Genomic DNA, 16,691 nt, shown 5'->3' on the forward strand with positions numbered 1-16,691 from the left:
TCGGGACGTCAGGTAGTGACCTTCACAGGTAGTAGAGCCGCGAGAGCGCGACCTTGTCGGCCGGTCGACTCGACAGGGCGTGACCATCGAAGGTGACCGAGGTCGTGTCGGGGTCGACCTCGACCACGCCTGTGCGTCCGTGGCGAACCATCGCGGACAGGTCGACGGTGCGGGTGTCCCGCACGGCGACGCGGAGTCTCCGGGTCGGTGCCGTGTCCTTGCCGGAGTCGATGCTGGCCTGGCTCACATAGAGGACGGAGAGCTCCATGGCGGCGGCTCCGTGGCCGCCCAGGTGGGGCCCGAGGACGATGGGTTCGGCGAGCGGGATCGAGGCGTTGGGATCACCCGTCGTGCCCCAGGCGGGGAACCCGGACTTCAGGACCATCTCGGGAGTCGTCCCGAAGCGGGCGGGTGACCACAGGACGAGGTCGGCTCGGAGACCGGGCGCGACGCGGCCGATGTCGTGGCTCAGGCCGTGGGCGATCGCAGGATTCGTGGTGAGCTTGGCTAGGTAGCGCAGCACGCGGGCGTTGTCGTGCCGCTCGTGCTCGGCCCCTCGCTCGGCCTTCATCTTGCCCGCGAGGGCGAACGTACGCCGAACCGTCTCTCCGGCCCTGCCCATGCCGAGTGCGTCGGAGGAGGTGATGGGGATGACACCGAGGTCGTGGAGGACGTCCTCGGCCGCCATGGTGGAGGCGCGGATCCGGTCGCGTGCTCGTCGCGTCGCATCGGCCATGTCGTCCGAATGACCGTGCACCGCCAAGATCATGGGCACGTGCTCTGCGATCGCATCCCGGCCGAAGGGGAGGGTGGGGTTGGTCGAGGACGCGATCACGTTGGAGATGCCAGCGAGCCGCAGCACGTCCGGGACGTGTCCGCCACCGCAGCCTTCGACGTGGAAGGCGTGCACGGTCCGTCCACCGATCACGGCCAACGTGTCGGCGACCGAGCCTGACTCGTTGAGCCCGTCGGTGTGCAGCGCGACCTGGACGTCGTACTCGTCGGCGACCTTGAGAGCGGTGTCCAGGGCGCGGGGATGAGCGCCCAGGTCCTCGTGGACCTTGAATCCGCAGACCCCGCCCTCGACGACTGCTTCCACCAGCGCGTGCGGCGTGGAGGACGACCCACGGCCGAGGATTCCGACATTGACCGGCCAGTCGTCGAACGCCGACTGCGCCGCGCGCAGAGCCCACGGCGAGTTCACGCCGACTCCCCACACGCGTCCGAACTCCTGACAGATGACCGTCGTCACGCCGCTGGAGAGTGCCTCCTCCAGGACGCGCGGTGTCAGGAGGTGGACGTGGGTGTCGATCACCCCGGCGGTGAGCAGCATGCCGTCGGCGTCGACGATGGTCGTGCCGGTTCCGACCACGACATCGACGCCGTCGAGTGTGTCGGGATTGCCGGCGCGGCCGATGGCCGAGATGCGCCCTGCCCGGACGCCGATCGAGGTGCGCACGACGCCGAGTTCGGGATCCAGGACAAGCGCATTGACGATGGCTATGTCACACGTCTCCGCCGCGCTCGCTGCCTTGAGGTGGAGCCCGTCCCTCGCGGTCTGAGCGAAGCCCACGGTGAACTCTTCGGTGGGCTTCTCCGCGTCGTGCTCGACCTCGACGACCAGTCCGCTGTCGCCCAGCACCACCCGATCGCCTTGATGGAATCGGGTCATGACTGGGCTGCTTCGTCGCCGGTGGGCCAACCGGTCGTATCCGGAACGCCGGACGTCCCGAGGACGCCGGCCTGTCGGGCACGACGGAACGCCGCGTCGCGCACGGCAGGGTCGTCGAGCCGACCGTCGACATATCCGGAGAAGCCCACGACCACACGATCGCCCCCGATGGGTACGAGATCGACACAATTCGCTACACCTGGGTCGAAGCGGATGTTGGATCCGCCCGCCAACGCCAGCCGCCGTCCGTAGGCGGATGCACGATCAAAGCGCAGCAACGGATTGACCTCGAAGAAGTGGAAATGGGAGGTGACGGTGATCGGCACGGCTCCCGTGTTGGTCACCACGAGTCTGACGACACTCGCCGGATCGAACGCGGCGCCCCGGGATGCGATGGCGGCCACCTCGCCTCGTAGCACCGTGCCGGGAGGCAACCTGCCCGCCTCTGCTGCGCTCAGCGTCGGATCGGGAGGGGATGAGCCGGCGGGGCCGAACGGTTCCGTCACGATGACGAGGCGAGTCCCGTCGTCGAAGGTCGCCTCCACGGCCACCGCGCCCACGGTCTCCGGAACACCGGGCAGCAACTGGGCGCGGGAGAGCGCGTGTCTGCCGGCGACCAGCGCCTCCGTGTGTCTGAGGCCGTCCCTGGCGGCTTCGACCACCGCGTCGGCGACGATCGCCGTGGCCTCCGGGGCGTTGAGCAGAACGCCGCGCTGCAGCCTGCGGCGCGCGAGCTCGGCGACGAGGAAGATCTGGAGGTGGTCGTTCTCTGTCGGCGTCAGGTGCATCGGGGCTTCTTCGTGGGCGACATCGTGGCGTGTTCCGTCAACCGTGCTGGGGCACCCGGCTCACGTTCCTCGCAGCGACCTCGATCGCGGCAGCCTGGTGGGGCAGCAGACCGAGCCCCTCCGTGGTCGCATAGCCGAGGTAGGGGTCGACGACCTCCGTCGCGATGCCGGACAGCTCCTCGAGCACGGCGAGCCCGTAGTAGGGCACAGTCCAGCGGGAATAGCCACCCTCATGCAGGAACACCAATCGCCCGTCACACAACTGGTCTGCGGCCAGCAGCAGCTTCTGCGTGAGCTCCCGATACCCGCTCGAATGCATGAGCATCCTGCCCATGGGGTCCATGTGACCGGCATCGAACCCACAGGGAACGACGATGAGGTCGGGACGGAACCTGTCCAGCGCGGGAAGCACGATCGTGTCGAAGACCTCGTTGTACGCCGCAGCCGAGCAGCCGGCAGGCAGCGGAATGTTCAGGTTCGTTCCTGCCGCCGCACCCTGACCGACCTGGTCCACGAAGCCGTCGTCTGGCGGGAAGAGGCGGTCCTGGTGAATCGAGATGGTGAGCGCCCGAGGCTCGTCGTACAGAGCGGCCTGAGTGCCATTGCCGTGATGCACGTCCCAGTCGACGAGAGCGACCCGGTCCAGCCCACCCTGTTCCAGAACATGCCGAGCAGCGATCGCCGCGTTGGAGAAGATGCAGAAGCCCATCGAACGATCCGGCTCGGCGTGATGCCCCGCAGGGCGCAGCAGGGCGTAGGCGTTGTCCACCTCGCCCCCGACGACCGCGTCGACCGCAGCGATGGCTCCGCCCGCAGCGAGAGAGGCGATCTCGTAGGCGCCACGGGGAACGGGGGCGAAGACGCCGGCCTCCCCACCCATGGGCAGGTCGGAGAGGTCCTTGACCGTCTGGATGAACGCCTCGGGGTGGACGCGACCGAGCTCGGCCTCCGACGCCTTGCGTGCGGCGACCCGGGTCAACTGGTCGAGGAGGCCGCTCACTTCGAGCAGGCTGCGGAACCGCCGTACGACCTCATGGTCATAGACATGCCGATCGGGTTGGATGCTCAAGCCGTCCGGGTGGACGAGGCCCGCGTCCTGACCCAGGTCGAACCATGCGTACTTCTCGTGCCAGACGAATCCGGTGCGTCGTGTCATCGGTGTTCCTTTCCCCTACGCCTTGCCTGCGCGTCGTTGGGAGATTGCGGGGGACACGGCGACGGCCACGAGGAGTGCGACGCCGTTGAAGGTGGGCTCGACCCAGTCCGCCGCGCCGGCGAGAACCAGGCCGTTGACGCTGAAGGCCACGAAGAGGACTCCGAGGAGCGTGCCGACGACGTTGAAGGTTCCAGGCTTGATCGCGGTAGCTCCCAGGAACGCAGCGGACAAGGCGGGAAGGGTGAATCCCGGACCGACCAGCGGATTGGCCGTTCCGGCACGGGCCAGCAACAACACACCCGCGATGCCGCACAGCGCACCGGAGAGCACGAAGCTGGAGAGGACCATGCGGGATACGTCGAGTCCCACCAGGCGTGCTGACGTCGGGCTCGAGCCCACGGACGCGAGGTAGCGCCCGTAGGGCGTGTGACGGAGCAGGTAGTAGACCAGCGCCGAGATGAGGACAAGCGCCCACAGGGTGCGCGGAACCCCCAGCCACAGCCCCGACCCGACGTCGGTCAGAGCTTCAGGGATCCCCGTCGTCAACACCTGGTTCTCCGTGTACAGGCTGATCAGTCCCGCGACGACGGTCGAGGTGCCGAGAGTTGCGATGAGGGCGTTCACGTCGCGATAGGCGACCAGCCAGCCGTTCAGCAGTCCGACGACGGCTCCGGAGAGGACTCCCAGGCAGACGGCGGTGACGAGGGGCAGTTGGTGTGTCGCAGCCGCGCTACCAGTGACGATCGACGACAGGCCGATCATGGCACCCACGGACAGGTCGAACTTGCCGCACGTGAGGGGAAGGATGGAGGCAAGGGCTGCCACGGCGACGACCGATTGGCTGCCGAGCACGTTCCTGATGTTCGCAAGTGTCGGGAACGTCTCCGCCGTCTGCCCGTAGACCGTGAAGAACAGGCACAGCACCGCGAACAGGACGGCGAGCGCGTATTTCTCGAGCTGGGCGAGTAGTTCGGGCCCTCTGCGCGATGTAGTCCGGGTCACCGATCCGACAGTCGCTTCACGATTGGTTGTCATGGTCACGCCACGTTCTCCTCGGACAGGTATGAGAGCTCGGTCAGACGATGGGGCTCGATGTCAGCGCCGGTCACCTCTGCGCAGACTCGTCCCTCCCGCAGGACCAGGACCCGGTCGGCTGCGAGGGCGAGCTCCTCGAAGTCGGAGGTGACGAGCAGGACGGCAGTACCCGCTTCGACGGCGCGTCGGACGTGGGCGTAGATGTCTGCCCGCGCCTGGACATCGACGCCCTGGGTCGGCTCGTCCAGCATCAGGACGAGCGGATCGCGCCGCAGCCACCTGGCGAGCACGATCTTCTGCTGGTTGCCGCCGGAGAGTGTCCCCGCCAGAGCGGCGTCGCTGGCGGGCTTCACGCCGAATCCTGCGATCAGACCCCGAGCATCGGCGCGCTCCCTGCGATGCTGCAGTCGACCCGCTGACCAGTAGCGGGGAACGACGGCAGCCGACAGGTTCTCCCGCACCGACTGGGAGGCGAACAACGCCTCGGCACCGCGGTCCTCCGGCACCAGTCCGAAGCCCGCCCGGATCGCCGCAGCCGGACTGGAGGGCTCATAAGGAGCCCCGTTCAGGCGAATGTCTCCCTCCGTGGCGGGCAGGTCGCCGAACAGTGCCCTCAACAGTCCACTGCGGCCCGACCCCAACAGGCCCGCGATGCCGAGGATCTCCCCCCGATGCAGGTCCAGGTCCACTCCCCGGAGCGGGCCGGCGACAAGTCCCCGTACCGACAAGACGCGCTCCTTGCCGATATCGCCCACCCGAGCAGGAATCATCCGGTCGAGGCTGCGACCTGCGATGAGCTCGACCAACTGCCCTTCGGTCATGCCGGCCACCTCCCGGGTCACCACCTGGGCGCCGTCCCGCAGCACGGTGACCCGGTCGGCGATCTCGAGGATCTCTGAAAGACGATGACTCACGTACACGATCGTCTGGCCCGCTGCGGCGAACTTGCGCAGAGCGCCCAGGAGAATGTCGACCTCCCAGTCCGGCAGCGAGGCGGTCGGCTCGTCCAGGACCAGCACCCCGTCATGAGCACCGTCCTGGTCCTGGAGTGCCCGTGCGATCGCCAGCATCGTGCGCTCTGCTGGACGCAGGGTCGAGACCTGCGAGTCGGGTGAGATGTCCAGGGAGAACCGCTTCAGCACCTCGGCCGCGTGTCGCCGGGTCCTGCGCCAGTCGATGCGACCTCCTGTCGCTCGGGCGAAGCCGCGACCGATCGCGAGATTCTCGGCCACGGTCAGCGAACCGAAGACAGCCGGATCCTGGTGCACGAAGTGCAGCCCAGCGGACCGAGCCAGCGTGGGAGACCATTCGCCGGCATCCGCGCGGACGCCTTGGACCTCGATCGTCCCGCCCGGATCGGCGTCGTAGACCCCGGCCAGCAACTTGATGAGTGTGGACTTGCCCGAGCCGTTGCCGCCCAGCAGTGCGTGCACCTCCCCTCGCCGCACGTCCAGGCTTGCATCACGAAGGACCGTGGTGCCGGCGAAGGTCTTGCTGAGCCCCCTGGTCAACAGCACGACGTCGTCGACGTCAGCGGCAACACCAGTCACGAGATGCCCCAGATCTTGCGGTAGTTGGCCTCGTAGTCCTGTTTGGGCTTGCCGTCCGCGTCCACATTCCCGTCGTAGTACGTCGTCTCACTCGGGAACGGGCCCTTGCTGTCGATCGTCTGGTAACCGATCCCGGAGTCCACCTGGGGCTCCCCCTGCAAGAGGCGGTTCATGCCGTCGATAGCGGCCCAACCCACCCAGCGCGCCGGCGTGCCAGCAATGAAGTCCTGGCCCTTGTTGTCCTGCACGAAGCCGACGTTGGGCGTCAAGCCCTCACCCCCGACGACCAACACATCGTCGTTGCGCCCTGAGGCCACCACGGCCTGTGAGATGCCTGCGGTCAACGCTGCGTCGTAGGGCACGTAGACCACATCGGCCTGCGGGTTCTGGGTCAGCGCCGCCTCGGTCTTCCCCTGGAGCTTCCCCGTCACGAGGTCGGTCAGGGTGAAGGGCACCTTCTTCACGATCTCGCACCCGCCACACTCGGCGACGCGCTTCTCGAAGCCCATGTTCAGGTGCTGCGCGATCAGGATGTCGGTCTCGGTGAACTCGATGATCTTCGCCTCACCGTCCGTACTGGCGATCGCGTAGTCGGCCTGGCTGCGGGAGTAGTGCTCCTCACTGAACTCCTGGTAGGTGATGCCGCCCGCCAATAGCAGTTGCGCGTCGAACAAGGGGGCGCCACCCGAGGCGAGCATCGGGTCGTCGCAGTCGAAGGCGTAGAAGGCGAACGTCTTGACCCCCGCCTGCTTGGCATTCGCCAAGGCGCTCTTCGCGTTGACGCAGTCGATGTTCGCGAGGATGATCCCGTCCGCCTTGGCCGCGATGGCGGAGTTGATCCCGTTCGCATACTCCTCAGGGCTGCCCTTGCCGTCGACGATCGTGACGTCCCATCCGATGGCCTCACCAGCCTCCTTGGCTGACTCTGCAGGCACCGAGCAGCCCTCGGCTGCCATGGTCGAGCAGACCACCCAGATGTTCTGGCCGGCCTGGGGTGCCGGCCCGCTGGCGGGCAGCGGGGCGTCCTGGCCCCCACGGTTCGCCCGCACGGCCGCGGTGGCGTCTGAGAGGACCTCCTCAGAGGTCTTCCCACCGCCTCCGGATCCGCCGGAGCCTCCGCACGCGGAGAGGAACACCAGACCTGCTGTCAGTGATGCCATCAACAACCGATGCCGAGGCTTCCGAGGCGCGCATCCACGCGTACCGGTGATGTGTGTCATGCCACTCCAGTCCAATCGATCGCAGTGCCGCCCGAGCCGTGAGTTAGGTCACGCGGTGGCGATCAGTGTGGGAGGGCCGCCAGCCGGCCGGGAACAGAGGAAGTCCAGCGTTTGCCGTGTCTGTGTCGCAGAATGCGCAACGCTCGGTGAGCGAAGCCCGGCTCGATCAGCGGCTGAGCCGGCGTCCGGGCCGGCGACAGCGAAGGACACCCTGCTCTCACGTCGGATTCACGCGGAATGGAAGAGACTCGAGAACTGGTCTGCCAGCCACGGCCTCGGGCCCGAGGCCGCGACCCCGTCGACGAGGGCAGGCACGTCGGGGCCGAGACGGCCGTAGCTGAGCAGGAGCCAGCTCACGGGGTCTGCGTCGAACCGGACGTCGACCGGTCCGGGGTCGTCGGGGTCCACCGTCAGGGCTCCGTTGTGGAACCGGTAGGTGTGGCTGACGTCCAGACCGCGGAGCTCGAGCCGGTAGACAGCACTGTGTCCCGCCGCCGCGACCGGATCGACCCATCCGGGCATGACCTGGTGGGTTCCTTGCAGAATCAGCGGGACGTGCGCCGGATCGATCGGCCAGTCCTCGCCGACAGTGCCTGCGATGTCGTACCCGTGGACGACGAACTCTCCGAGGAGAGTCCCCAGTGAGCGGTCGGCGCGGATGCGCTGGTTCCCATCGAAGTTCATGAGGCGGGGGGCGCCGCGGAACGAATCGACGAGCTCCACGAACCGACGGGTGTCGGTCGTCAGCATCGCCGCCAGTTGCTGGGCGTCGCGGGTGGGCAGGTTGCGAATCTGCTCGGCGTTGTAGTCAGGCAGCTCCGACGACCGGGCCGGCCATGTCCCGGCGCCCAGGGCAAGTGCGTGGTAGCGCGACGGCTCCATCGCCACGTGGCCGAGCGTGTCGAGGATCGACCAGCCTGGCGTCGCGGCCACCGGCCGATCCGGATCGGCGGCCTTCGAGGCGAGCTGCGCGAACCGCTCAGCCATGGTGAGCACTGCTGTCGCGCGCTTGGCCGACATGATCCTGAAGTCGTCGATGTCGCTCATGCTCGACCTTGCGTACTGCGGCCGATCCCCCGATCGAACCTCCTCATCCTCGAGGTCCTCCGGCCGCGTACAGGACCTGACCGGACACGAATCCGGCCTCCGGACTGACGAAGAAGGACACGCAGTGCGCGATGTCGTCGGGGTGACCCGTCCGGCCGACGGGGATGTCCTCGGCCGCGCGGGCCGTGAAGTCCTCGAAGGACAGGCCGACCCTCTCGGCGGTCTCGGCCGTCATCTCCGTCTCGATGAAGCCCGGGGCCACGGCGTTCGCCGTGACACCGAACCTTCCGAGCTCCAGCGCCAGGGTCTTGGTGAAACCCTGCAGGCCAGCCTTGGCCGCCGAGTAGTTCGCCTGCCCACGGTTGCCGAGCGCCGAACCGCTGGAGAGGTTCACGATCCGGCCGAAGCCGGCCGTCACCATGTGTCCCTGCACCGCCCTGCTCATCAGGAACGCGCCGCGCAGATGCACCTCCATGACGCTGTCCCAGTCGGCGACGCTCATCCGGAACAGCAGGTGGTCGCGGATGATCCCCGCGTTGTTGACGAGCACCGTCGGCGCGCCCAGCTCGTCCGTGACCCTGGCGACCGCCGCCTCGACGACGTCCTCGTCGACCACGTCCGCACCCACCGCGATGGCTCGCCCGCCTGCAGCCCGGATGTCCTGCACCACGGGCTCACAGGCGGCGCTGTCGAGGTCGAGGAGGCCGATGGCCAGGCCGTCAGCGGCGAGGCGACGGGCGACGGCTGCGCCGATTCCTCGCGCAGCGCCCGTCACGATCGCGACCCGGGAGCCCGGCACGGATGACGTCACGAGAGCCGCTCGAGAACCATGGCCATGCCCTGCCCCCCGCCCACGCACATGGTCTCCAGGCCGAACTGCTTGTCGTGCCATTGCAGCGAGTTGATCAGCGTGCTGGTGATCCGCGCTCCGGTCATGCCGAACGGGTGGCCGACCGCGATCGCGCCTCCATTGACATTGAGACGGTCCTCGTCGATCCCGAGCTCGCGTGCGGACGCGATGACCTGCGCGGCGAAGGCCTCGTTGATCTCGACCAGGTCGATGTCGCCCATACTCAGGCCCGCGAGGTCCAGAGCGCGCTGCGACGCCTCGACAGGACCGAGCCCCATGATCTCGGGTGACAGGCCGCTGACGCCGGTGCTGACGATCCGGGCCAACGGAGTCAGTCCGAGCTCCCGGGCCTTGACGTCCGACATGATCACCAGCGCCGCCGCGCCGTCGTTGAGCGGGCAGCAGTTGCCGGCCGTGACCGTTCCGTCGGGCCGGAAGACCGGCTTCAGCCCCGAGACGCTCTCCAGCGTGACCCCGGCCCGCGGCCCGTCGTCGGCGTTGACGATCGTTCCGTCAGGGAGGGTCACCGGAGTGATCTCACGCGCCCAGAATCCCTTGGCGATGGCCTCCTCGGCCCGGTTCTGGCTCCGTACGGCGAAGGCGTCCTGGTCGGCACGGCTGACTCCGGCCACCTGCGCAACGTTCTCCGCGGTCTGCCCCATCGCGATGTAGACGTCCGGCAGGTCGTCGCCGATCGTCGGGTCCGACCAGACCTGCCCACCTGCCGCGAACTTCTCGGTCCGCGCCTGGGCCTCGGCGAACAGCGGGTTCTCGGTGCCGGGAGGGCCGTCGGCGCCACCGTTGGAGGTACGGCTCACGGTCTCGACGCCGCCGGAGATGAAGACGTGGCCCTCACCCGACCGGATGGCGTGCAGCGCCATCCGGGTGGTCTGAAGGCTCGCCGAGCAGTACCGGTTCACGGTGACTCCAGGCAGGTGGTCCATACCGGCGAGGACCGCGACAGCCCGTCCGATGTTGTAGCCCGCCTCGCCGGCGGGCTGCCCCACGCCGAGCATCAGGTCCTCGACATCGCGCGGGTCCAACTCGGGGACCTTCGCGAGGGCCGCGTCGATCATCTGCACGGTCAGGTCGTCGGGACGCATCTCCTTCAACGACCCCTTGAAGGCTCGGCCGATCGGCGAGCGGGCGGTGGCGACGATGACGGCTTCTGGCATGACATGCTCCTTGGATCGATCGGCCGGGTGAGTACCCGGCTTCTGGAGGCGCTCGGCGCCGCCGGACGGGCGACGCGATGCGGACGGGACCAAGGGTGGCGCCACCGGCCTCGCCCGCCGTAGGGGAATCGCGAAGAGTTTGGGGGGCGGTCGTGGCGATTACGTCAAACGCCCACGCGCGAGTGTGACGCGCACCGCGCCGAGCACCGCTATGCCACGTCTGCGACGACGCGAGAGGCCGCCGCGGCCGCCTGGACCAGCGCCTGCGCGCGCTGCCGGATATCGGCAGGCGAGGTCAGTCCGGGCCTGCCCCAGAGCGTCAGCATGTAGGCGATACGGCCGTCAGGGCCGAAGACCGGCGCACTGAGCGAGCGCAGCTCGACATCGCCGTCCGGATCCTCAGGCCGGTTGTAGCCGGGGAGTGCGGAGAAGAAGGCCTTCCGCAGATCATCCGGGGACGTGCCAGGGTCTCCCGCGTTGATCCGCGTCGCCACCGACTCGAGATGGGCGCCCTCCCGGTGTCCGACCGCGATCGCGTAACCACGCTGACGGACCAGCTCCGGCACCCCGCGCAGAGCGGCCAGCTCGGCGGCATCCATCCCGTCGGCGACCCGGGCGATCCACCTCTCGCACAGCTCGTCGTCACCCCACGCTGCGAAGCAGCTGCCGATCGGTGCCATGAAAGGCAGACGCTGACCCACGCGCGTCGGCGACACGGCGATGTCGGTGTGTCCCGCTGCCGCGGCGAGGATCATCTCGTCGCCGACCAGGGCGATCGCGGTCACCTCGGTGTCCAGGTCGGCGGCCAATGACTCCATCTGCGGGCGCGCCAGGTCGATCAGGCCGAGGTGCGACAGCAGGTCCGAGTCGCCCGAGACCAGGGAGGAGGGGCGGAACGAGCCGTACCCGCCGCGGAAGAACAGCAGCGGATCGCCGGACGATCCGAAGTCGAGATCCACCACGCGTCCCACGACGATGTCGTGGTCGCCGCCGTCGTGGATCCGGTCGGTAACGCAGTCGATCCACACGACCGCGTCCTCGAGCACCGGGTTCCCGGCCGGCGATCGGTGCCACTCGAAGCCGGCGAACTTGTCGCTCTTGCGCATCGCGACCGCACGGCACAGATCCTCCTGGTCGGCACGGAGCACGTTGATGCAGAACCGGTCGCCCGTCGCCCGCAGGGCGGCCCACGAAGAGGACGTCTTGCTCGGCAGGAAGGCCACCAGCGGAGGATCGAGAGACACCGAGGTGAACGATCCGACGGTCATGCCGACCGGTTCCCCCGCGGTGTCCGGCGCGGTCACGACGACCACACCCGTGGGGTACTGGCCCAGCACCTCGCGGAAGTGGCGTGCCTCGATCCGGGTTCCGCCTTGCGTCCGGTCCGACATGGACCCTCCGTCCATTCAGCGTGCGCTAAAGCGAGCGCACTTCGATTTGATAGTGCACTCTCATTAGAGCACCGGTGTCGTGCCGCCGCAAGGATCCCGAGTTCGGAAAGGGTCTAGACCGCTCCGACCGGTGTCCGGCGCGCGAGGTTCTCCAGCGCCGGCCCCCTCCACTTCCTCGACTCCTCCAGGGCTGCGCTCACCTCGGGATCGCCCACGTGCTCGCTCATGCCTCGAGCCGGGTTGAGCCGGGTCTCGCGGGACCACGAGCGGAGCTCCGGGATCGCATTGCGTCGCGCGGCACTCTCCAGATAGGTGTTGGTGAACGACATCAGGTCGTCGATGTGACCGGTGTAGACGACCGGGAGAGACAGATGCTCCTTGAGCGCGTCGTCATCGAGCAGGGCCTCGATCACGCCGAGCGTGGCAGCACTCCAGCAGGCGAACCCGGGTGTCACGTACTGGACCGTGATCCGCCCGCTCTCGAACACGGGCTGGGGGTCGATAGTCCGCAGGCCGGTGGCCGTGCAGTCGACGTAGATCCTCCCGGCGGGCTGGGCGACGCGCGTACCGTTCTCGAACTCCATGCCGGCGCCGGTCAGGCGCCGGACCCGCCCGGCGCGCACGACGTCGTCGATCCGGCGCAGGCCGTCCATCTCCGCGGGGCTGATGGTCGCCCCTCGGTAGCCCGTGGGTGCGACGGAGCGGTCGACCCGGAGGAACAGGCCGGCCTCCTCGAGCCGCAAGGCCATCTCTGCACCGCTGGCCGACTCGGCCGCGGCCCTCATCCAGGCCGCCCCGTATCGCGCCTGGGCGAGCACGAGATCCAGCGGTTGGGTCCATTCCCGGTTCACCGACCACACGTCGCGGGAGCGGACCCACGTGATGGAGCCCGGAGGGACGCCGTGCTCGAGCAGCCATGTGCACACGTCCATGGCGGTCTTGCCGGCGCCGAGGACGGTGAATCCCGCGGGCACGGATCCGAGCGTGACGAGGTCGTTGGGAGGAACGACCTGGACACCCGGCTCGATCTCATACGGCGGCCGGCGGGTCGCCGGGATCTCGGGCTCGATGAAGGTCGCGTCGACCAGCCGCTTCCTGACCTTGACCTTCACCTTCTCGCCGGTGAGCAGGGAGACGATGCGGTGATCACCCGGGGCCACCTCTCGGTACTCGGACATGGCGAGGAACCTCACCTGGCCCGAGGGCAGCAGCACCCGGTCCATCACTTCGGAGAAGTAGCTGCAGATCTCGGCCGCCGACGACAGCTCGTACATGCCGGCGTTGACCCCGGCGAGATCGATGCGGTCGCCGCCCAGCATGGTCGACGAGACGCCGTAGGCGGCAGCGGGCTGGTGCAGGCGTACGAAGGGGTAGGCGTCGTGCCAGTGTCCGCCGGGCTTGTGCCGACGATCGACCATGATCACGTCGGCGTCCGAATGCTCGATGAGGGCGTCGACGAACGCCATGCCGGACGCGCCGGCTCCCACGACGAGGTAGTCGGTCTCAAGCTGCATGGTGGTGATGTCCGTTCCGAAGTGGTGAGTGACGACGCTGGCCGGACGGACCTACGCGACAGGACTCGAGGGCTGCTCCGGATGTTGACCGGCGTCGAACCGCCGCGAGCGCCGTCGTATGAGTGCGCCGATCACGAAGCACATTGGCGTGGCTCCGATCATGAGTGCGTTCGGCAGCGGGTCGGTGTAGCCGCTGAGATAGCTGAAGTTGGAGATCATCAGGTACAGCGCGATGGCGAGGCCGACGAGGCCCAGGGCGGGTGCCACCAGGACCCGCAGGGCACTGTGGCCGCGACGGTCCCGGAGGAAGTAGGCCACGACCGCGAGTGCGCAGACGGCCTGTGCCGCCACGACACCGATCACCCCGGAGGCGTAGAGCCACGTGCCGAGCTGGAGGTAGGGGTCCAGGCCGGCGATCATGGCCACGATCACGACCACGTAGGTGATGGTGGTCAGCACGAGGCTCGCGATGTGTGGCGAGGACATGCGTGGGTGCGTGCGCCCGAGCGCACGCGGCAGCATGCCATCGCGACCCAGCGAGAACATGTAGCGAGTGCACGCGTTGTGGAACGCGATGACGGTCGCCAGGAAGCTCGTCACGATGAGGATGCGCAGGGCGGTCACGAGACCTCCGCCGACATACTGGTCGGCCTGGGCGAAGACCATGTTCAAGAAGTCGTCCCTCTGCGCCGCCTCCAGGGCGCCGTCGACCCCGTAGCCGTAGACCACCACCCAGAAGCTGAGCGTGTAGAACAGCGCGAGGAATCCCACGGCGAGGTACGTCGCGCGCGGCACCGAGCGCTCAGGACTCTTCGCCTCCTCGGCGTAGATGGCCGTTCCCTCGAAGCCGATGAAGGCGCCGAACGCCAGGAGGAAGAGGGTCCCGGATCCGTCCGCGAAGAAGACGTTGTCCACCGACAGCGGCGCCACCGAGGGGCTATCGGCGCCGCCCTGGAAGAGGACCGCGACGAGCAGCACCACGATGACGCCGATCTCCAGGGTCAGCAGCACTCCCAGCACCTTCGCGCCCACGTCGATCTGGCCGTAGCCGACGATGCCGACGACCGCGGCGAAGAGGAGCGACCAGACCTGCCAGGGCAGGTCGAGGTGCAGGATGTCCGTGGCCGACTGGTCGGCGAAGACGCCGAGGTAGCCGATGAAGCCGATGACGCACAGCCCGTAGGCCGCCATCGTCATCAGCGCGGTACCGGCACCGGGGCGCGGGCCGAGCCCCTCGCCGACGTAGGCGTAGAAGGCGCCGGCGTCCCTGACGTACTTCGACATCGCGGTGAAGCCGCAGGCGAACAGGATCAGCACCGCTCCGGTCGCCAGCATGGCGCCGGGAGCGCCGATCCCGCCGAAGCGGAGCGAGAAGGGGCCGGTGCTGAGCACGACGGTGAGAGGCGATGCGGCCGCAATGACGAAGAAGACGATCTGGAGCGTCCCCAGCCGTCCCCCGGCGAGACGACCCCTCGCGGTGTCGGCGCTCTGCTGCGCCGCACCGCCGCTGACGGATCCGGTTGTCATGAGAACTCCTCGAGTGCCGACAGCGCGTGGCCGCATCCCGTGACCCGTGCCACGGTCAAAACTGATAGTGCGCCCTCAGAATAGGGTGCGCTATGGGAATGCTCCAGACTTTTCCGCGATTCTTCGCGGTTCTCCCGAGGATTGCGGATCCTCGCAGATCTGACACCTGATCTTGTCGGGTTGACCGTCGCGCTCGGGCTCGTCGTCTGCGTAGCGTCGCGGTGATAGTGAGCGCGGTGCGTCCGAGCACCGACAGCGGCTGTGCGCTCGGGCGCCCGAGCGGAGGTGCGGGAAGATGTCTCCAGTGACCGACGTCGTGGGGTACGACGAGGTCTCCACCGCGGTCCGCCTGCTCGGTGACCGATGGTCGCTCCTCATCGTGCGCGAGATGTGTGCCGGCAACAGCCGGTTCACCGAGATCGCCGAAGCGCTGCCCGGCCTGTCGAGGAGTCTCCTCTCGAGTCGCCTGCGCTATCTCGAGCGCCACGGCATCGTCGAACGACGCAACTCGACCGATGAGGACCGCCGACGCAAGCAGCACTACGCGCTGACCGAGATCGGTGCGGGCCTGGCTCCATCCCTGCAAGCCCTCGGAGAGTGGGCGACCACCTGGGACGCGCGCTTCCGCGGCGACGACGCACAGGGCGCCGCAGATGTCGTGGATGCGATGACGGAGAACATCGAGGTCGCCGCCCTGCCGCGCGATCGCATGATCATCCAGCTCTTCCTCGCCGACACGGCCAAGGGCGCGGCCTACCTCCGCGCCAGCAGAGGGGTGGTCCGCGGTCGGCTGGGCCGCGCCGAGGAGACCCCCGATCTGGTGGTCAGGGCCACGCCCGCGACGTTGAACGCTCTGCACTGGGGCCACATCACCTGTGCTGAGGCGATCTCGCGACGCGACATCGTCTTCGAGGGTCCCACGGCGAACATCAGGGCTTTCCCCGACTGGTTCCCGAACCGGCCCGCCCTCGCGGGGCCGATCACACGGGCTGGGTCTGCACGTCCCTGATGGTGCGGAGGATCCGACCGCGCAGATCGGCGAACGTGCTCATCTCACGGGTGTGGATCTGGTCGCGCTCCGCGCCGAGCGGGACGTCGACGACCTCGACCAGGCGCGCCGGGTTCTTCGACAGCACGGCGATCTGGTCGGAGAGATAGACCGCTTCGTCGATGTCGTGGGTAACCAGGACGATCGTCATCCGGTGGTCCTGCTGGAGACGGCGGGTGAGGTCCTCAAGGTCCATCCGGGTCTGCGCGTCCACCGAGGCGAAGGGCTCGTCCATGACGAGGACCTCCGGCTCGGTCACCAGGGCCCGCGCGATCGCCACGCGCTGCTGCATGCCGCCCGAGAGCTGCCATGGGTACTTGGCCTCGACTCCTGACAGGCCGACCTCGGCCAGCACCTTCGCGACGCGGCTCGTGCGCTCGGCGCGGGGGACGCCGCGCGCACGCAGAGGGAGCGCGACGTTCTTCCCGATCGAGGCCCACGGCATCAGCGAGCGGGTGTACTCCTGGAACACCAGGGACATCTTCGGGCTCGGCTCCGAGAGCGGAATGCCGTCGAGGGTCACCTGGCCATCGGTGGGGCGCATCAGCCCGGTCAGGCAACGCAGCAGGGTGGTCTTGCCGGCGCCCGAGGGTCCGACGATCGAGAAGAACTCGCCTGCGCCGACGGTGAGGCTGATCCCGTCCAGGACGGGCGTCGACCCGTCGTACGTCTTCGAGAGGTCGGTCAGCGCGAGCCGAGGCTGGGAGGTGTCTGACAT

At 68.3% G+C, this 16,691-nt stretch carries 14 protein-coding genes; 1 reads left to right on the forward strand and 13 read right to left on the reverse strand.

What is annotated here, in order from left to right; genetic code table 11:
* Positions 1-22: 22 nt before the first annotated feature.
* From FHP29_RS08055 to FHP29_RS08110, 12 genes are all read right to left on the reverse strand, one after another.
* Positions 23-1,672, reverse strand: a complete 1,650-nt coding sequence (locus tag FHP29_RS08055) for an urease subunit alpha (RefSeq protein WP_139622357.1) — start codon at positions 1,670-1,672, stop codon at positions 23-25.
* The gene (gene ureA, locus FHP29_RS08060) at positions 1,669-2,460 is read right to left on the reverse strand and encodes an urease subunit gamma (RefSeq protein WP_139622358.1); all 792 of its coding nucleotides are present in this window, start codon (positions 2,458-2,460) and stop codon (positions 1,669-1,671) included. The genes FHP29_RS08055 and ureA overlap by 4 nt, the downstream gene beginning before the upstream one ends.
* Positions 2,461-2,497: 37 nt before the next feature.
* Positions 2,498-3,616, reverse strand: coding sequence for a class II histone deacetylase (locus FHP29_RS08065; RefSeq protein WP_139622359.1), 1,119 nt, complete (start codon positions 3,614-3,616; stop codon positions 2,498-2,500).
* Between the two features lie 15 nt (positions 3,617-3,631).
* Positions 3,632-4,651 carry an ABC transporter permease gene (locus FHP29_RS08070; RefSeq protein ID WP_240044406.1) on the reverse strand — a complete coding sequence of 340 codons (1,020 nt, stop codon included), beginning with the start codon at positions 4,649-4,651 and terminating at the stop codon, positions 3,632-3,634.
* 2 nt (positions 4,652-4,653) lie between these two features.
* Positions 4,654-6,201: a sugar ABC transporter ATP-binding protein gene (locus tag FHP29_RS08075; RefSeq protein WP_205013948.1), complete on the reverse strand. Its 1,548-nt coding sequence runs from the start codon at positions 6,199-6,201 to the stop codon at positions 4,654-4,656.
* A complete protein-coding gene (locus tag FHP29_RS08080) occupies positions 6,198-7,337 on the reverse strand; it encodes a sugar ABC transporter substrate-binding protein (RefSeq protein ID WP_158296518.1) in 1,140 nt (379 codons plus the stop codon). Before FHP29_RS08080 ends, FHP29_RS08075 begins: the two co-directional genes overlap by 4 nt.
* A gap of 312 nt (positions 7,338-7,649) precedes the next feature.
* On the reverse strand, positions 7,650-8,468 hold the full coding sequence (locus tag FHP29_RS08085; protein WP_139622362.1) for a maleylpyruvate isomerase N-terminal domain-containing protein: 819 nt from the start codon (positions 8,466-8,468) through the stop codon (positions 7,650-7,652).
* Between the two features lie 43 nt (positions 8,469-8,511).
* Positions 8,512-9,279 carry an SDR family oxidoreductase gene (locus FHP29_RS08090; RefSeq protein ID WP_240044388.1) on the reverse strand — a complete coding sequence of 256 codons (768 nt, stop codon included), beginning with the start codon at positions 9,277-9,279 and terminating at the stop codon, positions 8,512-8,514.
* Complete coding sequence (locus tag FHP29_RS08095; protein ID WP_139622364.1) at positions 9,276-10,493, reverse strand: acetyl-CoA C-acetyltransferase; 1,218 nt, start codon at positions 10,491-10,493, stop codon at positions 9,276-9,278. The genes FHP29_RS08090 and FHP29_RS08095 overlap by 4 nt, the downstream gene beginning before the upstream one ends.
* 209 nt (positions 10,494-10,702) lie before the next feature.
* Positions 10,703-11,899: a flavin reductase gene (locus FHP29_RS08100; RefSeq protein WP_338036842.1), complete on the reverse strand. Its 1,197-nt coding sequence runs from the start codon at positions 11,897-11,899 to the stop codon at positions 10,703-10,705.
* 98 nt (positions 11,900-11,997) lie between these two features.
* Entirely contained in the window at positions 11,998-13,398 is a 1,401-nt protein-coding gene (locus FHP29_RS08105) for an NAD(P)-binding protein (RefSeq protein WP_139622366.1), read from the reverse strand.
* A 51-nt stretch (positions 13,399-13,449) separates the two neighbouring features.
* Complete coding sequence (locus FHP29_RS08110; protein WP_139622367.1) at positions 13,450-14,925, reverse strand: APC family permease; 1,476 nt, start codon at positions 14,923-14,925, stop codon at positions 13,450-13,452.
* 295 nt (positions 14,926-15,220) lie between these two features.
* Here FHP29_RS08110 and FHP29_RS08115 point away from each other — a divergent pair, with 295 nt between their 5' ends.
* The gene (locus FHP29_RS08115) at positions 15,221-15,934 is read left to right on the forward strand and encodes a winged helix-turn-helix transcriptional regulator (RefSeq protein ID WP_139622368.1); all 714 of its coding nucleotides are present in this window, start codon (positions 15,221-15,223) and stop codon (positions 15,932-15,934) included.
* Here the strand turns inward: FHP29_RS08115 and FHP29_RS08120 are convergent.
* Positions 15,906-16,691 (reverse strand): ABC transporter ATP-binding protein, encoded by a 786-nt coding sequence (locus FHP29_RS08120; protein WP_139622369.1) that lies wholly within the window; start codon positions 16,689-16,691, stop codon positions 15,906-15,908. The genes FHP29_RS08115 and FHP29_RS08120 overlap by 29 nt on opposite strands.

It is taken from the genome of Nocardioides albidus (assembly GCF_006335005.1).
Classification (GTDB): Bacteria; Actinomycetota; Actinomycetes; order Propionibacteriales; family Nocardioidaceae; genus Nocardioides; species Nocardioides albidus.

Excerpts from the sequence above, each read along its gene's own strand:
- FHP29_RS08055 (WP_139622357.1), bottom strand. The coding sequence starts at position 1,672 with ATGACCCGATTCCATCAAGGCGATCGGGTGGTGCTGGGCGACAGCGGA.
- ureA (WP_139622358.1), bottom strand. The coding sequence starts at position 2,460 with ATGCACCTGACGCCGACAGAGAACGACCACCTCCAGATCTTCCTCGTC.
- FHP29_RS08065 (WP_139622359.1), bottom strand. The coding sequence starts at position 3,616 with ATGACACGACGCACCGGATTCGTCTGGCACGAGAAGTACGCATGGTTC.
- FHP29_RS08070 (WP_240044406.1), bottom strand. The coding sequence starts at position 4,651 with ATGACAACCAATCGTGAAGCGACTGTCGGATCGGTGACCCGGACTACA.
- FHP29_RS08085 (WP_139622362.1), bottom strand. The coding sequence starts at position 8,468 with ATGAGCGACATCGACGACTTCAGGATCATGTCGGCCAAGCGCGCGACA.
- FHP29_RS08095 (WP_139622364.1), bottom strand. The coding sequence starts at position 10,493 with ATGCCAGAAGCCGTCATCGTCGCCACCGCCCGCTCGCCGATCGGCCGA.
- FHP29_RS08100 (WP_338036842.1), bottom strand. The coding sequence starts at position 11,899 with ATGGACGGAGGGTCCATGTCGGACCGGACGCAAGGCGGAACCCGGATC.
- FHP29_RS08105 (WP_139622366.1), bottom strand. The coding sequence starts at position 13,398 with ATGCAGCTTGAGACCGACTACCTCGTCGTGGGAGCCGGCGCGTCCGGC.
- FHP29_RS08110 (WP_139622367.1), bottom strand. The coding sequence starts at position 14,925 with ATGACAACCGGATCCGTCAGCGGCGGTGCGGCGCAGCAGAGCGCCGAC.
- FHP29_RS08115 (WP_139622368.1), top strand. The coding sequence starts at position 15,221 with ATGTCTCCAGTGACCGACGTCGTGGGGTACGACGAGGTCTCCACCGCG.
- FHP29_RS08120 (WP_139622369.1), bottom strand. The coding sequence starts at position 16,691 with ATGTCAGACACCTCCCAGCCTCGGCTCGCGCTGACCGACCTCTCGAAG.